Annotated in this window: 22 protein-coding genes; 3 read left to right on the top strand and 19 right to left on the bottom strand. The window is 63.8% G+C overall.

Features of this window, described 5'->3' with window-relative positions; translation table 11 throughout:
• Positions 1-268 precede the first annotated feature (268 nt).
• The 8 genes from IVB40_RS07240 to IVB40_RS07205 all read right to left on the bottom strand — a co-directional run bounded on the left by IVB40_RS07240 (position 269) and on the right by IVB40_RS07205 (position 7,782).
• Positions 269-1,228 carry a polyphosphate kinase 2 family protein gene (locus tag IVB40_RS07240; protein ID WP_247818480.1) on the bottom strand — a complete coding sequence of 320 codons (960 nt, stop codon included), beginning with the start codon at positions 1,226-1,228 and terminating at the stop codon, positions 269-271.
• Positions 1,188-2,207, bottom strand: coding sequence for a branched-chain amino acid ABC transporter permease (locus IVB40_RS07235; protein ID WP_247818479.1), 1,020 nt, complete (start codon positions 2,205-2,207; stop codon positions 1,188-1,190). The genes IVB40_RS07240 and IVB40_RS07235 overlap by 41 nt, the downstream gene beginning before the upstream one ends.
• Positions 2,204-3,085, bottom strand: coding sequence for a branched-chain amino acid ABC transporter permease (locus IVB40_RS07230; RefSeq protein WP_247818478.1), 882 nt, complete (start codon positions 3,083-3,085; stop codon positions 2,204-2,206). Before IVB40_RS07230 ends, IVB40_RS07235 begins: the two co-directional genes overlap by 4 nt.
• Positions 3,086-3,098: 13 nt before the next feature.
• Positions 3,099-3,803 (bottom strand): ABC transporter ATP-binding protein, encoded by a 705-nt coding sequence (locus IVB40_RS07225; RefSeq protein ID WP_027519516.1) that lies wholly within the window; start codon positions 3,801-3,803, stop codon positions 3,099-3,101.
• A complete protein-coding gene (locus tag IVB40_RS07220) occupies positions 3,803-4,573 on the bottom strand; it encodes an ABC transporter ATP-binding protein (RefSeq protein ID WP_027570816.1) in 771 nt (256 codons plus the stop codon). The genes IVB40_RS07225 and IVB40_RS07220 overlap by 1 nt, the downstream gene beginning before the upstream one ends.
• A 31-nt stretch (positions 4,574-4,604) precedes the next feature.
• On the bottom strand, positions 4,605-5,927 hold the full coding sequence (locus IVB40_RS07215; protein ID WP_247818477.1) for an ABC transporter substrate-binding protein: 1,323 nt from the start codon (positions 5,925-5,927) through the stop codon (positions 4,605-4,607).
• A 95-nt stretch (positions 5,928-6,022) separates the two neighbouring features.
• Positions 6,023-6,727, bottom strand: a complete 705-nt coding sequence (locus IVB40_RS07210) for an NUDIX hydrolase (protein WP_247818476.1) — start codon at positions 6,725-6,727, stop codon at positions 6,023-6,025.
• A gap of 29 nt (positions 6,728-6,756) precedes the next feature.
• Positions 6,757-7,782, bottom strand: a complete 1,026-nt coding sequence (locus tag IVB40_RS07205; RefSeq protein ID WP_247818475.1) for an ABC transporter substrate-binding protein — start codon at positions 7,780-7,782, stop codon at positions 6,757-6,759.
• 137 nt (positions 7,783-7,919) lie between these two features.
• Between IVB40_RS07205 and IVB40_RS07200 the strand changes: the two genes are divergently transcribed.
• Complete coding sequence (locus IVB40_RS07200) at positions 7,920-8,369, top strand: cupin domain-containing protein (protein WP_247288096.1); 450 nt, start codon at positions 7,920-7,922, stop codon at positions 8,367-8,369.
• Between the two features lie 39 nt (positions 8,370-8,408).
• Here the strand turns inward: IVB40_RS07200 and IVB40_RS07195 are convergent, their stop codons facing one another.
• Both IVB40_RS07195 and IVB40_RS07190 read right to left on the bottom strand, forming a co-directional pair.
• Positions 8,409-9,194 (bottom strand): ABC transporter permease, encoded by a 786-nt coding sequence (locus IVB40_RS07195; protein WP_247288095.1) that lies wholly within the window; start codon positions 9,192-9,194, stop codon positions 8,409-8,411.
• Entirely contained in the window at positions 9,194-10,012 is an 819-nt protein-coding gene (locus tag IVB40_RS07190; RefSeq protein WP_247818474.1) for an ABC transporter ATP-binding protein, read from the bottom strand. Before IVB40_RS07190 ends, IVB40_RS07195 begins: the two co-directional genes overlap by 1 nt.
• Positions 10,013-10,144: 132 nt before the next feature.
• Here IVB40_RS07190 and IVB40_RS07185 point away from each other — a divergent pair, with 132 nt between their 5' ends.
• Positions 10,145-10,927: an ABC transporter ATP-binding protein gene (locus tag IVB40_RS07185; RefSeq protein ID WP_247818473.1), complete on the top strand. Its 783-nt coding sequence runs from the start codon at positions 10,145-10,147 to the stop codon at positions 10,925-10,927.
• On the top strand, positions 10,924-12,483 hold the full coding sequence (locus tag IVB40_RS07180) for a glycine betaine ABC transporter substrate-binding protein (RefSeq protein ID WP_247818472.1): 1,560 nt from the start codon (positions 10,924-10,926) through the stop codon (positions 12,481-12,483). The genes IVB40_RS07185 and IVB40_RS07180 overlap by 4 nt, the downstream gene beginning before the upstream one ends.
• Before the next feature lie 5 nt (positions 12,484-12,488).
• Here IVB40_RS07180 and IVB40_RS07175 read toward each other — a convergent pair whose 3' ends face one another.
• The 9 genes from IVB40_RS07175 to IVB40_RS07135 form a co-directional block, all read right to left on the bottom strand.
• Positions 12,489-14,201, bottom strand: a complete 1,713-nt coding sequence (locus tag IVB40_RS07175) for a sulfatase-like hydrolase/transferase (RefSeq protein ID WP_247818471.1) — start codon at positions 14,199-14,201, stop codon at positions 12,489-12,491.
• Between the two features lie 233 nt (positions 14,202-14,434).
• A complete protein-coding gene (locus IVB40_RS07170) occupies positions 14,435-14,725 on the bottom strand; it encodes a DUF1330 domain-containing protein (RefSeq protein ID WP_247402024.1) in 291 nt (96 codons plus the stop codon).
• Between the two features lie 62 nt (positions 14,726-14,787).
• Positions 14,788-15,639, bottom strand: coding sequence for an SDR family oxidoreductase (locus tag IVB40_RS07165; protein WP_247818470.1), 852 nt, complete (start codon positions 15,637-15,639; stop codon positions 14,788-14,790).
• 479 nt (positions 15,640-16,118) lie between these two features.
• Positions 16,119-17,138, bottom strand: a complete 1,020-nt coding sequence (ilvC, locus tag IVB40_RS07160) for a ketol-acid reductoisomerase (protein WP_007600992.1) — start codon at positions 17,136-17,138, stop codon at positions 16,119-16,121.
• Positions 17,139-17,285: 147 nt separating this feature from the next.
• Complete coding sequence (locus IVB40_RS07155) at positions 17,286-17,888, bottom strand: LysE family translocator (protein WP_247460395.1); 603 nt, start codon at positions 17,886-17,888, stop codon at positions 17,286-17,288.
• 2 nt (positions 17,889-17,890) lie between these two features.
• A complete protein-coding gene (locus IVB40_RS07150; protein ID WP_247818469.1) occupies positions 17,891-18,784 on the bottom strand; it encodes an EamA family transporter in 894 nt (297 codons plus the stop codon).
• Between the two features lie 69 nt (positions 18,785-18,853).
• Positions 18,854-19,543 carry a class I SAM-dependent methyltransferase gene (locus IVB40_RS07145; protein WP_346283280.1) on the bottom strand — a complete coding sequence of 230 codons (690 nt, stop codon included), beginning with the start codon at positions 19,541-19,543 and terminating at the stop codon, positions 18,854-18,856.
• A gap of 3 nt (positions 19,544-19,546) precedes the next feature.
• On the bottom strand, positions 19,547-20,089 hold the full coding sequence (gene ilvN, locus IVB40_RS07140) for an acetolactate synthase small subunit (RefSeq protein WP_027519532.1): 543 nt from the start codon (positions 20,087-20,089) through the stop codon (positions 19,547-19,549).
• Positions 20,090-20,112: 23 nt separating this feature from the next.
• Complete coding sequence (locus IVB40_RS07135) at positions 20,113-21,096, bottom strand: threonine dehydratase (protein ID WP_247358809.1); 984 nt, start codon at positions 21,094-21,096, stop codon at positions 20,113-20,115.
• Between the last annotated feature and the right edge of the window lie 2 nt (positions 21,097-21,098).

Genomic DNA, 21,098 nt, shown 5'->3' with positions numbered 1-21,098 from the left:
AGGACTGTCAAGCAAGATCAACGGCCGCGGTATCACATTTGAGGACGCGTTCCATCTCACTGCGACTGCAGCGAAATACGGGAAGTAGATGAATTACGAGACTGCCCTTCCTGCAAACGTGAACCGCTTCTGCTACGGGTGGGGCGCCGGTCCCGAGGAATTTGGGATGATGACATCATGCCCCTGTTTTGCCCGACGGGTCAACGATTTCGTTAAATCCGCAATGAATCCGCAAGCGCTCGCGCAGACCTTCAAGTCATTGATTTCGTTATCCCCGTCTACTGTGCATGGGGTTGTTTTCGCGTTTTTGTTTCTTGTCCGCCTTCTCCTCTTTCTCCAGCGCCTTGCGCACCTCGTCGAACTCGCCCAGCGAGGCCTTGTCGGCGCGGGGGAAGCGCAGATCGAGCTTTTCGAGCGCCGCGACGATGGCCGACCCGATCACGACGCGGGCGAACCATTTGTGGTCGGCCGGCACGACATACCACGGCGCATGAGACGTTGCCGTGTGCCGGACGATGTCCTGATAGACCGCCTGGTAGCGCGGCCACAGCGCGCGTTCCTTGATGTCGTCCATGGAGAACTTCCACTGCTTGGACGGATCCTCCAGCCGATCGAGGAAGCGCTCGCGCTGCTCGTCCTTGGACAGGTTGAGGAAGAATTTCAGCACCACGGTGCCGTTGCGCGAGAGATAGCGCTCCCACGCAGAGATGTCCTCGAATCGCTCTTTCCAGATGTTCTTGGTGAGGAGCTTTTGCGGCAGCTTCTCCTTGGCGAGGATCTCCGGGTGCACGCGCGTCACCAGGCATTCCTCGTAGTGGGAGCGGTTGAAGATGCCGATATGGCCCCGCTCCGGCAGCGCGATCGCGTGGCGCCAGAGGAAATCGTGATCGAGCTCCTTGCTGCTCGGCGCCTTGAAGGCACTGACTGCGCAGCCCTGCGGATTGATGCCCTCGAAGATCGCCTTGATCGCAGAATCCTTGCCGCCGGCGTCCATCGCCTGGAACACGATCAGCACCGACCAGCGGTCCTGGGCGTAGAGCTTCTCCTGAAACGCGATCAGCCGCTTCTTGTTGGCGTCGAGAATGTCCTGCGCCTTCTCCTTGTCGAGGTCGCCCTTCTCGTCGGTCTTGTGGTCCTTGAGATGAAACTTGCCCGAACCATCGTAGCGGAATGGCGTGATGTAGCGGTCAAGCTCCTGGGCGAGCGATTTGGACGACTTCTTGCTCATGAGCGCGGGGCACCTTGCGTTGCGGCTTCAATCGATCGAGCAAGCTACCAAGGATGCCCTTCGGAAGGAATATGATGAAAAGCACGAGCAGCACGCCGTAGACGAGATTATCCCACCCGACCGCCTTGGTACCGAAGCCGATGCGCAGGGTCTCGGCCAGCATAATCGTGATGACGGCGCCGAAGGTCGGGCCGAGCGAGACGAACAGGCCGCCGACGATGGCCGCGAACACCATCTGGAGCGACACCGCGATGCCGCTGACGGTGTCGGGCGTGATGAACATCTGGTACTGGCAGTAGATCGCGCCGGCGAGCGCCGTCATCAGCGCGCTGAGCAGCGTGATCTTCAGCTTCTCCGCGGTGACGTCGACGCCGGCAGCAGCCGCGGCGTCCTCGTCCTCCGAGATCGCCTCCAGCGCATAGCGGGCCATGCTGCGGTCGACCCAGTGCCAGACCACGATGCCGAACAGCCAGACCCCGAGCGCGATCAGGTACCAGGTGATCTTGTCGTCGAATTGCAGCGACCAGAGCTTGTTGCCCGCAGCCCGGTTCGGCGTGTAGCCGAGCGAGCCGCCGGTGTAGTCGCGCGTCGCCGTGATGACCTGGAGCACGATGCCGGAGAGCGCGAGCGTCACCAGCACGAAATAGTGCCCAGTGATGCGGAAGCGGAAACAGGGATAGCCGACGATCAGCGCCAGCGCGCCGGCCGCGACCATGCCGATGGGGATACCGATCCAGGGCGACCATCCCAGGTGATTCCAGAGTAGCGCGGTGACATAGGCGCCTATTCCCATGAACCCGCCATGGCCGAGCGAGACGAGGCCGAACCGCCCCATCATCGACCAGGACGTATAGGCGAACGACCAGATCAGGATCAGCACCAGGATGTGCAGATGATAGGGATCGCGATAGACGAAAGGCAGCGCGACCAGCGCCGCCAATCCCACCGCCCAGGCAGCAAGCCCTCCCCGCCCCATCATCGGCGCCTCGCGAGCAGGCCCGCGGGCCGGATGAACATCATGACGATGAAGAAGGCGAAGGCGAGCACATAGCCCCATTCGAGATCGGAGAACAGGCCGCCGAGCGAGATGATCTCGGCGAACACGAAGGCGGCGATGAAGCCGCCGATGAAATTGCCGAGGCCCCCGAGCACGCAGATCAGGAACGTGATCGGTCCGAACGACAGGCCGACGAAGGGATGCACGTCATATTGCAGCACAAGGAGGCAGGCGGCGAGCCCGGCCAGCCCCCCGCCGATCGCGGAGGTGATGAGATAGATCCGCTTGGTATCAACGCCCATCAGCGCCATGATCTGCCGGTCCTGCGAGATCGCGCGGATCGCGGTGCCGGTGAAGGTCCGCGTCATGAACAGATAGACCGCGACCATGCCGACCAGCGCGGCCAGGAAGGACAGAAGTCGTGCGTAGCTGAAATGCATGTCGCCGAAGGCGAGCACCGGCAGGCGAATGCCGAGGTTGCGGAAGTCGATGCCGAAGGCGACGGTGGCAAAGCTCTGCAGCACGAACAGCACCCCGCCGGTCGCCAGCAACTGGTTGATCGGCGGCGCGGTGAGCAGCGGCGCGATCACGAGGTAGTGCAGCGCCGCGCCGAGCAAGGCGACCAGAAGGATGGTCAGCGGGGCGGCGAGGAAATAGCTGATGCCGTAATACTGCACCAGGAAGTACATGGCGTACATGCCGATCATCACCAGCTCGGCATAGCAGATCCAGGTCACGTCGATGACGCCGAAGATCAAATTGAGCCCGAGCGCGAGCAACGCCAGCACGCCGCCGAGCAGGATGCCGTTGATCACGGCCTCCAGCAGGTAGATGTCGAAAATGTCCAAAAATGCTTGCATGCCTGGATGAACCTCACACCCCGAGATACGCTTCCTTGACCGTGTCGCTCGCCAGCATCTCGGCCGAGGTGCCTGAGGACCTGATCGTGCCCGCCTCGATCAGATAGGCGCGATCGACCACTTTCAGCACCTGCTGCACATTCTGCTCGACGATCAGCACGGTCAGCCCGCTGGCGCGGATCCGCTTCACCAGCTCGAACACCTGCTGCACCACGACCGGCGCGAGCCCCGCCGACGGCTCGTCGAGCAGCAGCAGCTTTGGATTCGACATCAGCGCGCGGCCGATCGCACACATCTGCTGCTCGCCGCCGGACATGGTGCCGGCCATCTGGTGGCGGCGCTCCTTCAGGCGCGGAAACAGCTCGAACACCACGTCCAGCCGCTCGGCATAGTGGCCGCGCGCCTCCTGCATGAAGGCACCCATCTTGAGATTGTCGTCGACCGAGAGCTGCGGAAACAGCCGCCGGTTCTCCGGCACATGCGCGATCCCGAGGCTGACGATTTTGTGCGGCGGCGTGGCCACGACGTCGACGGCTTCCATTCTGATCGAGCCACGCGAGGGACGGATCAGCCCGGAGATGACGCGCATCAGGGTGGTCTTGCCGGCCCCATTCGGCCCGATGACGCCGACGGCCTCGCCCGCCTTCACGTCGAGATCGACGTCGAACAGTGCCTGGAAGGTGCCATAGCCGGCATTGACGCCGCGGAGCTCAAGCATCACTGCACCCCCGCGCGGCGGCGCGCTGCGGCGGCCGCGGCCTGCGTGGTCTCGGCATCGGTGCCGAGATAGACCTCGATGACACGGGGATCGCCGGCAACGGCACTTGGCAATCCTTCCGAGATCTTCTCGCCGTGATCGAGCACCATGACGCGATCGACGACGCGCATCAGCACGCCCATGATGTGCTCGACCCAGATGATGGTGATGCCGAGTTCGTCGCGGATGTTGCGCAGCATGTTGGCCGCCTGCCCCATCTCGGCCTCGTCGAGGCCGCCGAGGCTCTCGTCGGCCAGCAGGAGTTTTGGCGCGGTGGCGAGCGCTTTCGCCAGCTCGAGCTTCTTCAGGCCGGCTGCGCCGAGGCCATCCACGCTGGCATGGCGATCGGTCGGCAGGCCGACCATCGCCAGCGATCTTTCGGCCGCCTCCTCCGCCTTGACGCGGCTATGGCGGCCCTGGCCGTAAAATCCGGCGAGCGCGACGTTCTCGAAGATCGTCAGGCGACGGAATGGCCGCGGGATCTGGAAGGTGCGGCCGATGCCGCTGTTGATGATCCGGTGCGGCGGAAGGCCTGCGATCTCGGAGCCGTCGAACAGGATCGAACCGGACGTCGGCGCCAGCGTACCCGAGAGCATATTGAAGATCGTACTCTTGCCCGAGCCGTTGGGGCCGATCAGGCCGAGGATCTCGCCCTGGCCGACCTTGAACGACACATTGTTGACGGCGGTGAAGCCGCCAAACCGCTTCACCAGCCCGCTGACTTCCAGCACCGTCCCGCTCTCCTCTCTGCGCGCATTTGCGCTACTGGTTGCTGTAGGTGGTGCCCTTCGGCAACGGCAGCACGGCCTCGCGCTGCGCCTGGCTCTTGGGCCACACCACGGAGGACTTGTCGTCGATGTACTGGATCACGACCGGGAACGAGCGCTCGTTCTGCCCGGCCATCGGCGTGCCCTCGCCGTAAAACTTGACGCCGAAGCCGAGCATGGTGCCGCCCTCGGGAATATCAGTGTCGAGCGCAGCCTTGCGCAGCGCATCTGGATCGACCCCGCCATATTTCTTGATTGCGCGCGGCAGCACGTCATTCATGAACACATAAGTGTTGGACGCGCCGATGCCGACATGCGCCGAGCGGATGGCGACTCCGGGCCGGATCTTGTCGAATTCCTCGCCGACTATCTTGATCACAGGCGGGAGCTTGGGATCCATGGTCTTCTGGTTGGCAAGCCAGATCGAGATCGGGTCGGTGTTGAAGATGTAGGTGGCATCGGCGCCCATGCCTTCCTTCAGTTTTTCATAGACCCCGTAACCCGCACCATGCCCCATCAGCGCGCCGAATTTCAGCCCCTGCTCGCGCGCCTGACGCAGCAACAGCGTGATATCGGGGTTGTAGCCGGTGTGGAAAATGACGTCGGGCTTGGCGCGCTTCAACTTGGTCACCAGCGCGGAGAGGTCAGGCGCGGTGGCCGAATAGCCTTCCTTCATCACGACGTTGAAGCCCGCCTTTTTCGCGCCGGCCTCGTTGCCCCTGGACACGTCGACGCCATAGGCGCCGTCCTCGTGAATGATCGCGACGCGCAGATCCTTCGGCTCCTTGTCGAACTTCGCCTTGGCGTTCTGCGCGATGAAATCCATCGTCATCATGCCGAACTGGTCGCCGCTCGCTTGCGGGCGGAAGACGTATTTGTAACCCTTCTCGTTGAACACGGCCGACGAGATGCAGGTCGTCATCCACATGAACTTCTTGAGCTGCTCGACACGGGCCGCGACCGGCACGCATTGCGCCGAGGAGAAGAAGCCGAGCACCATGTCGACCTTTTCCTGCTCGAGCAGGCGAACGGATTCGTTGATCGCGATGTCGGGCTTGCTCTGCGCATCGGCATAGACCGCTTCGATCTTGTAACCCTCGACGCCGGTCCTGGCGAAATGGTCGAGGACGATCTTTGCTCCAATATAGCCGAGTTCAGAGCCGCCGCCGGCGAGAGGCCCGGTCAAATCGAAAACGACGCCGATCTTGATCTTCTTATCTTTGCCTTGATCCTGGGCCTGGGCGGACAGCGCCAAGCCCGTCGCTGATATCGCGACCAACAGCCCACGTACCAAACGGGCAGCCATGCGCACGCGCATCAAAACCTCCCTGGCCGATTGTGCATTGCATTCTTTTTGCTTTTGTATTTTTGCCCATCACATGGGCTGGGCGCAGCGATGTCAAGCCTCGCGCGTCAGCGCAACGCGAACTGCTGCTCGACGAAGGCCGTGACAAATCGCGGCATGGACGGCGTGAGATCGCTCATTCCGCGCACGAGATGGATAGCCGACAGCTCCGGCTCGGCCTCGCGCGCCAGATTGGCTTCGATCCGCGCACGCGCCACATCACCCGGCATGTCCAGGTTGATAATTTGCAACATCGCAATCGTGGGGCCGGTGACGACGCAGTGCCAGTCCGGTTCGACCCGATAGTCGGCCGCGGTGAGGCCGGTCTCTTCCTCGAGTTCGCGGATCACGCTGCCGGGAATGTCCAGCGTGTCGCCCCTGACGTCGTCGAGATCGGGCGTGCCCGATGGGAAATAGATCCGGCCTGCATTGGCGGTATGCTGCGCCATCTCGCCCATCACGAATGCGCTGTCGGAGGCGCGCAGCGCACCCATGCCAAAGCCGTTGAACACGGCCTTGTCGGGAAAGCCCCAGTCGCGCCAGGCGAGGAAGCTGGCGAAATCGGTCTCGAAATAGGTGGCGGCGAGATGGCCGTCGGTAAACAGGGCATCCCGCCCGATCAGGACGCGACCGTTCCAGAGTTTTGGTCGCTCACGCTGCTTCTCGGCGAAATGCGCGGTGATCTCGGCGCGCCGCTCCTCCGCGAACGGCCAGACGATCGGTCGCACGGCGAGATCAAGGGTGGTGACGCGATGAATGATGGGTGACGTCATGACGCCTCATGACCACGCCTTCGCGTCAGTTATTTGGCGCTCCCCGTAGTCTTCTTGGCCTGCTCGACGTACTTGTTGGTAAAGGTCTTGCTGACGTCGATCTTGGCGTTGGCCACGTCGGGGGAGCCGACGCTGAACACCGCGAGCACGGCGTCCGCACCCTTCGGGTCCATCTTGCCGGTCTCGGAGAACATCGGAATCGTGTTCTTGAGCGCCGCGAGGTAGAGGTCCTTGTTCTTGCCGACCGTCTCCTCTGGCATCTTCGCCATGATCTCCTCGGGCGAGTGCGAGTGGATCCAAGCGAGCGTGCCCAGGATCGCGTTGGTGAGCCCCTGCGTCTCCTTCTCGTGGCCGGCCACCCAGGCTGCGGTCGAGTACAGCGCGCCGCCCGGATATTCGCCCCCGAACGTCTCGAGCGTATCCTTTTGCGTACGGGTGTCCGAGAGGATGCGCAGATCCTTGTGGCTGCCCTGGAGCACGGTCACGGAGGGATCGAGCATTACGGCCGCGTCGATCTGGCCCTGCTCCATCGCGGCGACCGCAGTGGCGCCGAGGCCGACGCCGATCACGGCGGTGCTGGCGGGATCGACGCCATTCTTCTTGAGCATATACTTGAGGAAGAAGTCCGTGGAAGAGCCGGGCGCGCTGACGCCGACCTTCTTGCCGGCGAGATCCTTGATCGACTTGATCTCGTTGGTGTGCGAGGGCGAAACCACCAGCACGAGGCCGGGATAGCGGTCATAGACGACGAACGCCTGAAGCTCCTGCTTCTTGGCCGCGAGGTTGACGCAATGGTCGAAATAGCCGGAGACCACGTCGGCGCTGCCGCCGAGCACGGCCTTGAGCGCGTCCGAGCCGCCCTTGAGGTCCACGAGCTCGACATTGAGACCGGCCTTGTCGTATTCGCCGAGCTGCTTTGCCAGCACCGTCGGCAAATAGCACAGGCAGGAGCCGCCACCGATCGCGATGGTGACCTTGCTTTGCGCCGCGGCAAGACCGGTGGTGAGCGTCAGCGCGATCAACGCGCCCGCGAGCCTGGCTATCGTGTTCTTCATTGGTTTCCTCCGTTCGGCTGGCGGCACCATAGAGCAGCCGGACTGGCTTGAGAAGCAGGACCGAAGGCGCTGGCCATCGGCCTTTCGGCGCAATAGCATGCGCCCACAAGAACAATTCTTGATGGGGAGGATCATCCATGAATCGCCTAGCAATCGGGCTGTCGATCGCCACCGCTTTTGCCGCCGGATGCGGCGCAACCCACCTGCTTCGGCCGGCGCTGGCCGCGGAGAACATCACGCCGCAGATCATCCACACCGGCGAGATGGAGGGTGACGCGCTCGGGAACGCGAACGCCGTCGGCTTCCGTTCCAAGATGTTCGCGAGCGCCGACGGCGCCACCATCTCGATCCAGGTCGGCAATGTGCCCAAGCACATGCATCCCAACACCAACGAGATCCAGTACATTTTAGAGGGCACCGGCACGATCTGGTTCGGCGACAAGGAAGTCACGGTGAAGCCGGGCGACCTCGTCATCATCCCGAAGGGGACGCCGCATGGCGGCACCAAGCCGATCAGCGGACAGGTCAAGGCGATCGCGATCAAGACGCCGCCGCAGGCCCCCGACGACACCAAACTGCTGGACTGATCGATCCGGGGCTCGCGCGATGCGCGGGCCCCTCGCGGCCTAGCCCCGTCCGTCCACGGTCGGGCGCCAGACCAGCAGTCTCCGCTCCACCAACGTCACGCCAAAGTCGATCAGGATGACGAAGGCCGACAGCACGAACATGCCGGCGAACACGCCGGCGACGTCGAATATGCCTTCGGCCTGCTGGATGAGATAGCCGAGCCCCGCCGCCGATCCCAGATATTCGCCGACGACCGCACCGACCACGGCAAAGCCCACTGACGTGTGCAGCGAGGAGAACATCCACGACAGCGCGGAGGGCCAATAGACGTGCTGCATCAGCTGCCGCTCGCTCATGCCGAGCATGCGGCCATTGTCGAGCACGGTGCGGCTGACCTCCTTGACGCCCTGATAGACGTTGAAGAACACGATGAAGAACACCAGCGTCACGCCGAGCGCGACCTTGGACCAGATGCCCAGCCCCAGCCACAGCGCGAAGATCGGCGCCAGCACCACACGCGGCAGTGCGTTGACCATCTTCACGTAGGGATCGAACACCGCGGCGACCAACGGCTGGCGCGCGAACCAGAAGCCGATCAGCACGCCGCCGGCCGATCCGATGACGAAGGCCAGGATCGATTCCGTCAGCGTGATGCCGAGATGCTTCCAGATCACGCCGGACGAGAACCATTTGACGATCTGGGCGAAGACATCGACCGGATTGGAGAAGAAGAACGGCGGCAGCAGGATCTTGCCGAACACGGGCACGGTCGACAGCAATTGCCACAGCGCGAGGCAGACCACCGCGACCAGCACTTGCAGCAGGAGCAGCGTCACGCGCGACATCACACCGCCTCCGCCGCTTGCGTGGATTGCGCGTAGCCCTTCATGACCTCGTCCTTGAGCACGCTCCAGATCTCGCGATGAAGCGCATGGAATTCCTTGTCCAGCCGCACTTCAAAAATGTCGCGCGGGCGCGGCAGGCTCACGCGCCAGTCGCCGATGATGCGCGAGGACGGCCCCGCCGACATGATCACAACGCGGTCGGCGAGCGCGATCGCCTCCTCCAGATCATGGGTGACGAACAGCACGGCCTTGCGATCGGCGTTCCAGAGGTCGAGCAGCAGGTTGCCCATCACCTGCCGGGTCTGTGCATCCAGCGGCCCGAACGGCTCGTCCATGAGCAGGATCTTCGGATCGCGGATCAGCACCTGCGCCAGCGCCACGCGCTTGCGCTGGCCGCCCGAGAGCATGTGCGGGTAGCGGTTGGCGAAGGCGCCCAGGCCGACCGAGGTCAGCCATGTCTGCGCCCGCGGCAGCGCCTCGCCGCGCGGCGTGCCGCTGACTTCGAGCCCGATCGCGACGTTGTCGAGCGCGGTCTTCCAGGGGAACAGCGCATCGGCCTGGAACAGATAGCCGGCATCCCGATTCAGCCCGGCGAGCGGCTGGTCGAATATTTTGACGCTCCCGGCAGCCGGCTTCAGCAGCCCGGCCGCGACGTTGAGCAGCGTCGATTTCCCGCAGCCGGTCGGGCCGACGATGGCGACGAACTCGCCCTGCGCCACCGTCAGATGCGCCTTCTCCACCGCCGTATAGACCCGCCCGTCCCCCAGCTGGAACGCGACCTTGGCATCTTCCAGCGCCACTGCCGTAGGCGTTATCATGTGTTCCCTCCGAACTTGGCCCGATGCCTTAGCCGCTCGCGCGGCCAAGTTCAATCAAGCCGCCAAGCGTGGTACGCATGGGCCTCGTCATCCCCTGCCCCACGGGCGGGTTAGCGTAGTGAGCCCCGCCCGATGCCATCCAGGCCGATGATTGGCTATGCCCACGTCACCAAGAGCTTCGGCGCACTCAAGGCCGTGGACGATGTGTCACTCGACATCGCCGAAGGCGAGTTTGTGGCCGTCGTCGGCGGCTCGGGTTCGGGCAAGACGACGCTGCTGCGACTCGCCAACCGCCTGATTGAGGCGGACGGCGGCACGATCACGGTCGAGGGCGACGAGGTGCAATCCGTCGATCCGGTCGCGCTGCGGCGCCGCATCGGCTACGTCTTCCAGAGCGGCGGGCTGTTCCCGCATCTAAGCGTCGCGGACAACATCGGAATCACGCCAAAACTGCTCGGCGTCCCGGCGGCGAATATCGCAACGCGGGTCGATGAGTTACTCGAGCTCGTGCAGCTCGACCGGGCCGCGCATCGCGAGCGGTTGCCGGATGCGCTCTCGGGCGGCCAGCGCCAGCGCGTCGGCGTGGCGCGGGCGCTTGCGGCACGGCCCCGCATCGTGCTGATGGACGAGCCCTTCGGCGCGCTCGATCCGCTCACCCGCGATGCGCTCGGCGACGATTTTCGCGAGCTGCACCGCAAGCTCGGCCTGACCACCGTGATGATCACCCACGACATGACGGAAGCGATTTTGCTCGCCGACCGCATCGCGGTGATGCGCAGCGGGAAGCTGCTGGCGCAGGGCACGCCAGTGGAGCTCTCGAAAAGCAGTGACGCCTACGTGCTGGAGCTGTTGCGGACGCCACTACGCCAGGTCGAGCGATTGAACGCGTTGCTGCCACAGAGCGGGGCGGCATGAGCCTTTTCACCGATCCGCGCTGGGGCGAGGCGCTGGGGCATTTGCCCGACTATCTCGGCAACCATGTACGGGTCAGTCTCGCCGCACTTGCGCTCGGCCTGATCGTCAGCCTGCCGCTGGCGATCCTGACGCGCAACCGCCCAACGCCGCGCGCCGTCCTGCTCGCGCTCGCCAGCATCGTGCAGACGGTGCCCGGGCTGGCGCTGCTCGCGCTGTTCTATCCGCTCCTGCTGCTCGCGGCCTCCGTGGCGCTGGCCTGGTTCGGCGTCTCCTTCTCCGCTTTCGGCTTCCTGCCGGCGGTGCTGGCGCTGGCGCTCTATTCGATGCTGCCGGTGCTGCGCAATGGCATCACCGGCCTCAACGGCATCGATCCCGCGCTGATCGAGGCTGCCAAAGGCGTCGGAATGACCGCACGGCAGTCGCTGGTCATGGTCGAACTGCCGCTGGCTCTCCCGGTGATGATGGCTGGCATCCGTACCGCCGCCGTGTGGGTGATCGGCACCGCGACGCTGTCGACCCCGATCGGGCAGACCAGCCTCGGCAATTACATCTTTGCCGGGCTCCAGACCCAGAATTGGGTGTTCGTGCTGTTCGGCTGCTTTGCCTCGGCCCTGCTTGCGCTCGCGGTCGATCAACTGCTCGGCCTGATCGAGAGCGGCCTGCGCCGGCGCAGCCGCGCGCGTACAGCGCTTGGCGCGGCCGGGATCGCGGCACTGGTCGCCGCAACATTGGTGCCGACGATGGAGCGCTCACCGAACAGCTATGTCGTCGGCGCAAAGACGTTTGCCGAGCAGTATGTGCTGTCGGCGCTGATGCGCGACCGGCTGCAGGCCTCCGGCCTTTCCGCCGTCGCACGATCCGGTCTCGGCTCGAGCGTAATCTTCGAGGCATTGAAGGCCGGCGATATCGATCTCTATGTCGATTATTCCGGCACACTCTGGGCCAATCAGCTTCACCGCACGGACATCAAGCCGCGCGCGGAGCTGTTGGCAGAGCTGCAGACGACACTTGCAAGGGAGAACATCACCCTGCTCGGCGAGCTCGGTTTCGAGAATGCCTATGCGCTGGTGATCCCGAATAAGCGCGCCGAGGCGCTTGGCATCCGCACCATCGCCGATCTCGCCGCGCATGCTTCGACCCTGTCGATCGCGGGCGACTATGAGTTCTTCTCGCGACCCGAATGGGCGGCGCTGCAAAAGGCGTATGGGCTCTCGTTCCGCGCCCAGCGCCAGATGCAGCCGGACTTCATGTATGCGGCGGTCGCCAGCGGCGAGGTCGATGTCATCGCGGGCTACACCAGCGACGGGCTGATCGCAAAATACGATCTCGTTGCGCTCGACGATCCCAGGCACGCGATCCCGCCCTACGACGCCATCCTGCTGCTGGCCCCGAAACGGGCCGGCGACGAGCGGTTGCAGGCCGCGCTGAAACCGCTGCTCGGCAAGATCGACATCGCGACCATGCGCGAAGCCAATTTACGCGCCGCCGGCAATGATGCGAATTCGTCGCCGGATGCCGTGGCGAAATGGCTGTGGGAGAAGGTGGGTGGGCGGTAGGCCGGCTACAGCCCCCGGATCAACCCCGCATCGATCAGCAGCCGATTCAGCCGGCGCGCCTCGGCGCCGTCCTTGCAGCCGTAGAAGATGCCCTTGCAGCGCAGCATGATCTCCTTCTGCTCGGCGAAGGACGGATCGAGCGGGATGCCGGCGGCTTCCTGGATGACCAGTGGCAGATACGGACCATCGACCGTGTCCATCACGGCCTCGCTCTTCACCGGCTCGAAATTGACGGCGTCGATCGCGTAATAGGTCGCGTAGAGACGTGGGTCGTAGGCGTCGAGCTTCTTGCCGATTGCACCCTCGTCGAGCCCGGGCTCGAGGATACCGGGCGCGAACTCGGGCTGATGGTCGCCATAGCGCACGATCAGGAAAGGCTCGCCGGGAAAATTCTTCTTCAAGCCCGCGAGGAAAGCCTTGTACTGCTCGGCGCTCATCGCCTGCCGACGCAGATATTCGTCGATGGACGGCACATTGCCCGGTGCGCGCCAGTTCGGCAGCAGATCCGGGCGGAAGCGCGTCTCCCAGGGGAAATGATTGGCGCCGAGATAGATGAAGGTGAACAGCGGCTTGTTCGGCGATCGCTCACCCATCAGCCGGAGCGCCTTGTCGTAGAAGAAGCTATCCGGCTCGACATCCTTGGCGCCGAGATCCTTGGAGTCGAGGAAGCGGTCGATGCCGGTCGTCACCTGAAAGCTGCGCGCGGCCATGAAGCCGCCATTGGCGGGGTAGAGCGACATCGTGTCGTAGCCGCAGCGGCGCAGCGCCAGCGGCAGGCCGCGCTCGACACGGCCTGTTGCAATGCGCGTCACGAAATAGGCGAAGCGGCCGAACGAGCGCGACGACAACCCCGCGAGCACATTGTATTCGGTGAACCAGCTCGGCCCGCCATTGCTCTCGGCCAGAAACGCGCGCTCCTTGCCGTCCCAGGATTTGAAATGGCTACCGTAGCCGGTCGGCACCTTGATGCCCTGCGCGGCGCGGATGTCGAAGCTCGATTCATCATGGACCATGATGATGTTCGGCCGCCGGCCGGCGGGATGGCAGGCATCGACCAGCGGCATGTTGAGCCGTTCGTTGGTCGAAGCGGCCGACTCCATGAAGCCGTATTGCGCGAAGTCGGAGACCGCGCTGACGCCGGAGCGGAAGAACTTCGAGAGATAGCCGTCGTCGTAATAGCCGCGCCAGGCCTCGTCCGGATGATAGAGCGAATAGCCGACCAGCGCGGCGAGGCAGGCGAGCTTGCAGGCGAGTGCCGGTAGCCTACGGATGCGGAACGGGTCGAGCCACCACAGCGCATACATCAGCGGCAGCGTGACGAGGCCGGCCCCGATCACCGACCAGCGCAGATTCGGGAAGATCGTGAACAGGAACGCGACCGTGTCGCGGTCGATCATCATCAGGTCGATGAAGTTGACCGTCATCTGCACGACGTCGTGCTTCAGCCGCGACAGCAGCACCAGCACCACGACCATGGTCAGCGACAGCGCACCCGAGAGCGCCGGCCGCCGCAGCAGCGCGATCCAGAAGAAATTGAGGATGCCCCATGCCAGCACGAAGGAGAGCCGTGCGCCGAAATCCGTCTCGGTCTCGTACATCAGGACGAGCGCCGCGAGATGCGGCGCCGCAACCGCGAGCAGCCGCCAGATACCGAGCGCGGCGACGCTCGCCAGTACGGCGGTCGTGGCAGAAGGACCTGGATTGGGCGCGGACGCCATCGACGACACGCAACTGCTGGTCCGGCACGGTGATGCCGAGCCGGCTGACCGGGCCTGCGGCGTTCGGCGCAGCCGGAAGGCCTGCACCGTGTCATAAAACTGTAATTGAACGGTCACGGACAAGCAACGCGTGGCGCGATCCGACCTTCGCTTAATGTTAGCGGAAGCCGATCGGTCTTCCCGCCCAATTCGTCCAGCCAGAGCGATCCCACAGTGCAGAACCGACTTGGCGGCTAGTCGAGGCCCTCGACGCTGACCAGGCGGGCAGAACTGCAAGCGTCCCGGACCGCTTTGAGTCCCTGGTAGCTCGCGCCTGCGTAGAACGCCTCCCAGGCTGCGACGGATGGGAATTCCAGCAGAACGATCCTGCGGGGCTGCCAGTCTCCCTCGTAGACCTTGTGGGCGCCCCCTCGCGCCAGATATCTGGCTCCAGCGGCCTCCAGCGCGGGCTTCACGCCCAACATGAAGCTTTGGTACTGCTGCAAATCCCTGATCTCGACGTCGAAAATCACATAAGCCGGCATCTCAAGACGCTCCCACGATCGGAAATCGATCACCTGTCTGGCAATGGTCTCGCCTCGGAGGCTCAGCCCTGCGGCAGCAGCCCGAGCCGCTTGGCGATGATACGGTCGACCACACGCTTGGGCAGCGCGGCCGTCATCAAATGTCGCATCCGGTCCGGCGTGATCTGGTAGCGAACCTTGGGCCTCCCGGCGGTGAGCGCCTCGAAAACGACCTCGGCGATCCGCTCGGCCGGCAGCCCGGTCTCGCCGAGCTTCATCATGAACGCCATGACCTTGTTCAGCGCCGGCAGATAAGGCGAGTTCTGGTAGACCGAGAGATCGATCTGCTCGGCCTTGCTCCAGATCGGCGTCTTCACCGCGCCGGGGGCGACGATGATGACGTCGATGCCGAACAGCATCAACTCGCGGCGCAAGCTCTCCGACAGGCCTTCGATGGCGTGCTTGGAGGTGCTGTAAGGCGCCGACAAGGGATTGCCGTTCTTGCCCGCGACCGAGCTGATCATCACGATCCGGCCCTTCGGCCCCTTCAGTGACGGATCGGCGCCGAGCAGCGGCCCGAAGGCCTGCGTCGCGATGACCGGGCCAATGACGTTGATCTCCATCTGCCGGCGGAAGTCGTCGATCGACAATTCGAGCACGGGACCGGCGACCGCGACGCCGGCGTTGTTGACGAGACCGGCCAGCGTCTCGCCGCCCAGCGCCTCGCGGACTTTTCGCGCAGTCGCGAGGACCGCCGCCTCGTCGGTGACATCGAACAGCAGCGGCGTGAAGTTCGCACCGAAATCACCCGTGAGCCGGTCCGCATCGGCCTGCTTGCGGACACTACCGAAAACACGATAGCCGCGCCCGATCAGAAATTTAGCAATGGCCCAGCCAATCCCGGTGGACGCGCCGGTGACGACGACGGATCGCATGGTCTTTTCCCCCCGAAGAGCTCCCGCGATCATGCAGTGGAAAGGTGCCGCGGCGCAATGCCGTCCACCGCTCAAGGAAACGCCGCCGATGTCAATTCTTAAGTTGAAGCGAGGCGGGAACGTCGCGACGTGAGATCGATTGCAGCCTGAAGATATGGATGAAGAGCCGAATCTTTGACTCTGAAGACGCTCGGCCTTTTGAGGATCGGAAGCTTCCGAGGAATTCCGAAAAACAACGCGAGACCAAGAATGTGGTTTAAGCGTCAGTTCTTCGTGCTCACGGAGCACTTCAGCGCGCGAAGAATTTGAATGAAGCAGCAATGCTTCGCGCGAGACGAAAAGAGCGAGACCGCTGGTTGCGATCTCGCTCGAATATAGCCGCGAAAGATTTAAGAATTGGTTTGGCGAGCGAAGCTTGTGTTTTCGCTCGCGTGTCCGGATGCGGCGTAACCGATACGCCGCATCCGAACGGCCGCGACTTAGTTCTTCGACTTATCGACCAGCGCGCCCTTCTTGATCCAGGGCATCATGTCGCGCAGCTTGGCGCCGACTTCCTCGATCGGGTGCTCGGCGAGCTTGGCGCGGGTCGCCTTGAACGAGGTCTGGTTGACCTTGTTCTCGAGCATCCAGTCGCGGGCGAACTTGCCGGACTGGATGTCGTTCAGAACCCGCTTCATCTCCTTCTTGGTCTCGTCGGTGACGATGCGCGGACCGGTGACGTACTCGCCGTACTCGGCGGTGTTGGAGATCGAGTAGTTCATGTTGGCGATGCCGCCTTCATAGATCAGGTCGACGATCAGCTTCACCTCATGCAGGCACTCGAAATAGGCCATCTCCGGGGCGTAGCCGGCTTCGACCAGGGTCTCGTAGCCGCCCTTGATGAGCTCGACCAGACCGCCGCAGAGCACCACCTGCTCGCCGAACAGGTCGGTCTCGCACTCTTCCTTGAAGGTGGTCTCGATGATGCCGGCACGGCCGCCGCCGACAGCGGAGGCATAGGACAGGCCGAGGTCGTGGGCGTTGCCCGAGACATCCTTGGCGATCGCGATCAGGCAGGGCACGCCGCCGCCGCGCTGGTATTCGGAACGAACGGTGTGGCCGGGGCCCTTCGGCGCGATCATGAGAACGTCGAGATCGGCGCGCGGATCGAGCAGGTTGAAGTGGACGTTGAGACCGTGCGCGAAGACGAGCGCTGCGCCCTTCTTCATGTTGTCATGCAGGTGCTCGCGGTAGATGTCGCCCTGGAGCTCGTCCGGGGTCAGCATCATGACGAGGTCGGCCCATTTGGCGGCCTCGGCGACTTCCATCACCTTGAAGCCGGCAGCTTCCGCCTTCTTGGCCGAGGCCGAACCTTTGCGAAGCGCAATCGCCACGTCCTTGACGCCGGAATCCTTCAGGTTCAGCGCATGGGCGTGGCCCTGGCTGCCATAGCCGACGATGACGACCTTCTTGCCCTTGATCAGGTTCAGGTCGGCGTCGCGATCATAATAAACACGCATGGTCGTTTCCTCGTTCAGGGGCCGGAATCGGCCGTTGGTCAGGTCTTGTCAGTCAGGTCTCGGACGGTGAAATTTGCGGATTTCGGGGGCTGTCTAGAGCATTTTCGGCCCCCTGGGAAACCCGTTTCTGCATGGAAAGCCGGGGCATCATGCATCCATGACGACGGGATAGAGCGACGCCAGCAGCAGGATCGCCATCAGGATGTTGAAGGCGCGGACCAGCCGCACGGAGGTCAGGACGGGCCGCAGTGCGGTGCCGAAGAAGGCCCAGACCACCGTAGAGACCGTACCCACGAGCAGGCTGATCAAGGTCTGGATCGCGATGTTGAGCGGGAATTGGGCGATCGCCGCATAGGCGGTGATGGTGCCGATCACGATCACCCAGCCTTTGGCGTTGATCCATTGGAACATGGCGGCGCCCAGGAAAGTCATCGGGCCGCGGCCATCCCCCTCGCCCGGCTTGGCCGGGCCCGAGAAAGCGATCACGGCGGCCAGGTAGAGCAAGTAGGCTGCGCCGGCATATTTCAAAATGGTCTGCAGGATCGGATAGGCCAGGAACACGGTGCCGAGCCCGAGGCCGACCGCTGCAATCATGAAGGCGAAGCCGATGACGACGCCAGCGATGTGGGGAATCGTGCGCCGGAAGCCATAAGTCAGCCCCGAGGACAGCAACATGATGTTGTTCGGCCCAGGCGTGAAATACATCACGGCCATGAAGGCGAGGAAGGCATACAGCAGCGACTGGGACATGCTCACCTCACGCGGCCTTCGGCTGCGGTTCTTGGTAACGCCTCGGGGCGTTTCGCCAGCACCATCACCGCGATACCGCCGATCACGGTGAGCATGCCGGCGAGGCGCAGCGGGCCGAACCGCTCACCGAACACGATGCTGGACGCGGCCGAGCCGACGAACGGCACCAGCAGCGCGAACGGCACCACCTGCGCAGGGGGATAGTCACGCAGCAGCCGGCCCCACAGCCAATAGGCGATGCTGGTGGAGATGGCGCCGATCAACAGCAGGCAAATGAGGCCGGTGAGCGACATGTGGATCAGCGACTGCCAGGTCGGCGTCGGTCCGTTGACGATCAGCGTGAGCGCGAACAGCGGGACCGCGGTGGCAAGGCACAACCAGGCGAACAGATCGAACATCGGCACGCCGCGGGCGCCGCGCAGCAGGATATTGCCGACCGCAAAGCTGACCGGCGCGATCATCAGCACGGCGAAGGCACCGATGCTGAAATCATAGCCGACCGTGCCGCAGATCATCAAAAGACCGATTGCTGCGATGACGATGCCCAGCGTCTGCACTGGCGTCGGCCGCTCGCCGAATGCGATCGCGGCAAAGCCGATCGTGAACAGCGCCTGGCTCTGGACGACGACGCTGGTCAGCCCCACCGGCACGCCATGGGCGATGCCATAGGCCTGGCTTAGAAACTGGCCGAGAAAGAGCGTGAAGCTGATCGCGATCAGGAGCGACCAGGCGACCTTCGGCTTGCGAATGAACAGGCACGGGACCGCGGCAATGGTGAAGCGCATCGCCGTCATCAACTCCGGCGAAAATTCGTCGAGCGCGATCCGGCTCGCCACGAAGGCAAGCCCCCAGATGACCGCCACCAGGATGGCGATGAGGATGTCGGCCGGCTTCATTGTCGTTCCCGGTTCTGCCCTGTCGTGCAGCCCTGTTTGTTGTTCTGGTCGAGCCTTGCTCGCCGGCCTTTAAATGGAAGAATTGGGTTTCCGCAGCAGATAAGTGCCGTGCATCGGGGCGTGGTAATCGGCCGAGACCAGCGTGAAGCCGACGTCGGTCAGCATCCGTTCCATGACCCAGCCAAAAGTGGAATATTCGTCGCGCATGTGAGTGACGACGCTTTCACGCGGGACATCGTGGTTCTTGATCTCGAAGTCGGCCCATTGATCGACGTCGCGCTCGAGCGCATCGGGCATCGACGCGTAGACGATGTCGCGCAAATAGAAAGTGGCACCGGGCTTGAGCGCGCGATAGATCCGCGACATCGCCACCGCTTTCCAGAAATCCGGCAGATGGTGCAGCGTGAACTCGCTGACGATCAGGTCATAGGATTCCGGCCGGTAGGCGAAGCTGAGCAGGCCGGCGGACTGCGTGCGCACGGGCGCCTTGCGGTCGCGCGCGTAGATCTCGGCGAGGGCCAGCATCGCGGGCGAGATGTCGATGGCGTCGACCTCGGCGCCCATCAGCGCGGCCTCGGTCGCGAGCACGCCGTTGCCGCAACCGATGTCGGCGATGCGCCAGCCGCGTTGGACCCCAAGCATTTTCAGCGCCGCGCGCGCCCGTAGATCGGCATCGTCGTGACTGTCGTAGATCGAGGCCACTGCAGGCCCGATCCCCATCCGGTTCCGCTCGTTGTAATACCAGTCGCGCGCCAGCATCGCTCACATTCCTTCAGGCCCGCGACCAATCGCGGCAACACCGGTGCGCGACACTTCGACGAGGCCAAGCGGACGCATCAGGTCGATAAACTGGTTGATCTTGTCGGTGTTGCCTGTGATCTCGAACACAAAGCTCTCGGTGGTGGCGTCGATCACGCGGGCGCGGAACGCGTCCGCCAGCCGCAGCGCCTCGACGCGATGCTCGCCCTCTCCGCGCACCTTGACCATTGCAAGCTCGCGCTCGATCGAGCGTTTCGTCAGCGTCATGTCGACGACGCGATACACAGGGATCATGCGGTCAAGCTGATGCTTGATCTGCTCGATCACCATCGGCGTACCCGTGGTGACGATGGTGATGCGCGAGAGATGCTTCTGGCTCTCGGTCTCCGAGACCGTGAGGCTCTCGATGTTGTAGCCGCGCCCCGAGAACAGGCCGATGACGCGCGCGAGCACGCCGGGCTCGTTCTGCACGAGCACCGAAAGCGTGTGCGTCTCGTTCGGGTCGTGGCGCTCCTCAATGAAATAGGCGGATGCGGGCTGGTTCATTGTCGTTCCCTTCATTCTCGTCGTTACGCCGTCGCCCGACGAGCGACCGGCGCTTCCGTGCCGACCCAACCGCGGAACAGATCGAAATCGATATTGCCGCCGGACAGCACGAGACCGACGCGCTTGCCCTGTAGCTTGGTCTTTTCCTGAAGCGCTGCGGCGAGCGCGGCGGCGCCGGCGCCTTCGGCGAGATTGTGCGTGTCGGTCCAGAGCGCACGGATCGCGAGCGCGATCTCATCGTCCGTCACCTGGACGATACGCGAGGCGCCCTTGAGGATGACCGCGAGCGCTTCAGGATCGGGAATCCGCGTCGCCATGCCGTCCGCGAGCGTATTGCTGGTCTCGGTCGTCACGACATGACCGGCCGCGAACGACAGCGCGTAGGACGGCGCCTCGGTCGATTGCACGCCGACAACCTCGGTCTTCAGGCCGAGCAGATCGCGCGCCATGATACAGCCGCAGATCCCCGAGCCCTGCCCGATCGGCACATAGAGGATGTCGAGATCGGGCGCGGCCCGGAGCAATTCAAGCGCATAGGTCGCCACGCCCAGCACCAGGTCCGTATGGAACGACGGCACCATGTGCAGCCCGGCGAACTGCGCGTGGCGCCCGGCTTCCTCGCGTGCGGCCTGAAAGTCCTCGCCATGCTCAACGAGCTCGGCGCCGAACGCCTTCATCGCGCGGTTCTTCTCGACCGAATTGCCGCGCGGCACATAGATCACGGCAGGCACACCATGGCGGCTCGCCGCAAAGGCGAGGCTCTGACCATGATTGCCGCGCGTCGCCGAGATGATGCCCGGAATGTTCGGCCGTTCGCGCTTCAACCGATCAAGATAGACTAACCCGCCGCGCACCTTGAAGGCGCCCGTCGGCGTATGATTCTCGTGCTTGACCACGATCTGCGTGCCGAGCCGCTGGCTGAGCAGCGGCCAAGCGTGCGCCGGCGTCGGCGGCACCGCCTGCCCCACGATCGCATGCGCGCGTTCGAGCTCGTTCAGGTCGAACATCA

Source organism: Bradyrhizobium sp. 40 (assembly GCF_023100925.1).
GTDB lineage: Bacteria > Pseudomonadota > Alphaproteobacteria > Rhizobiales > Xanthobacteraceae > Bradyrhizobium.
Note: the sequence above shows the minus strand (reverse complement) of the source record. Positions and strands in the feature narration are given on the sequence as shown.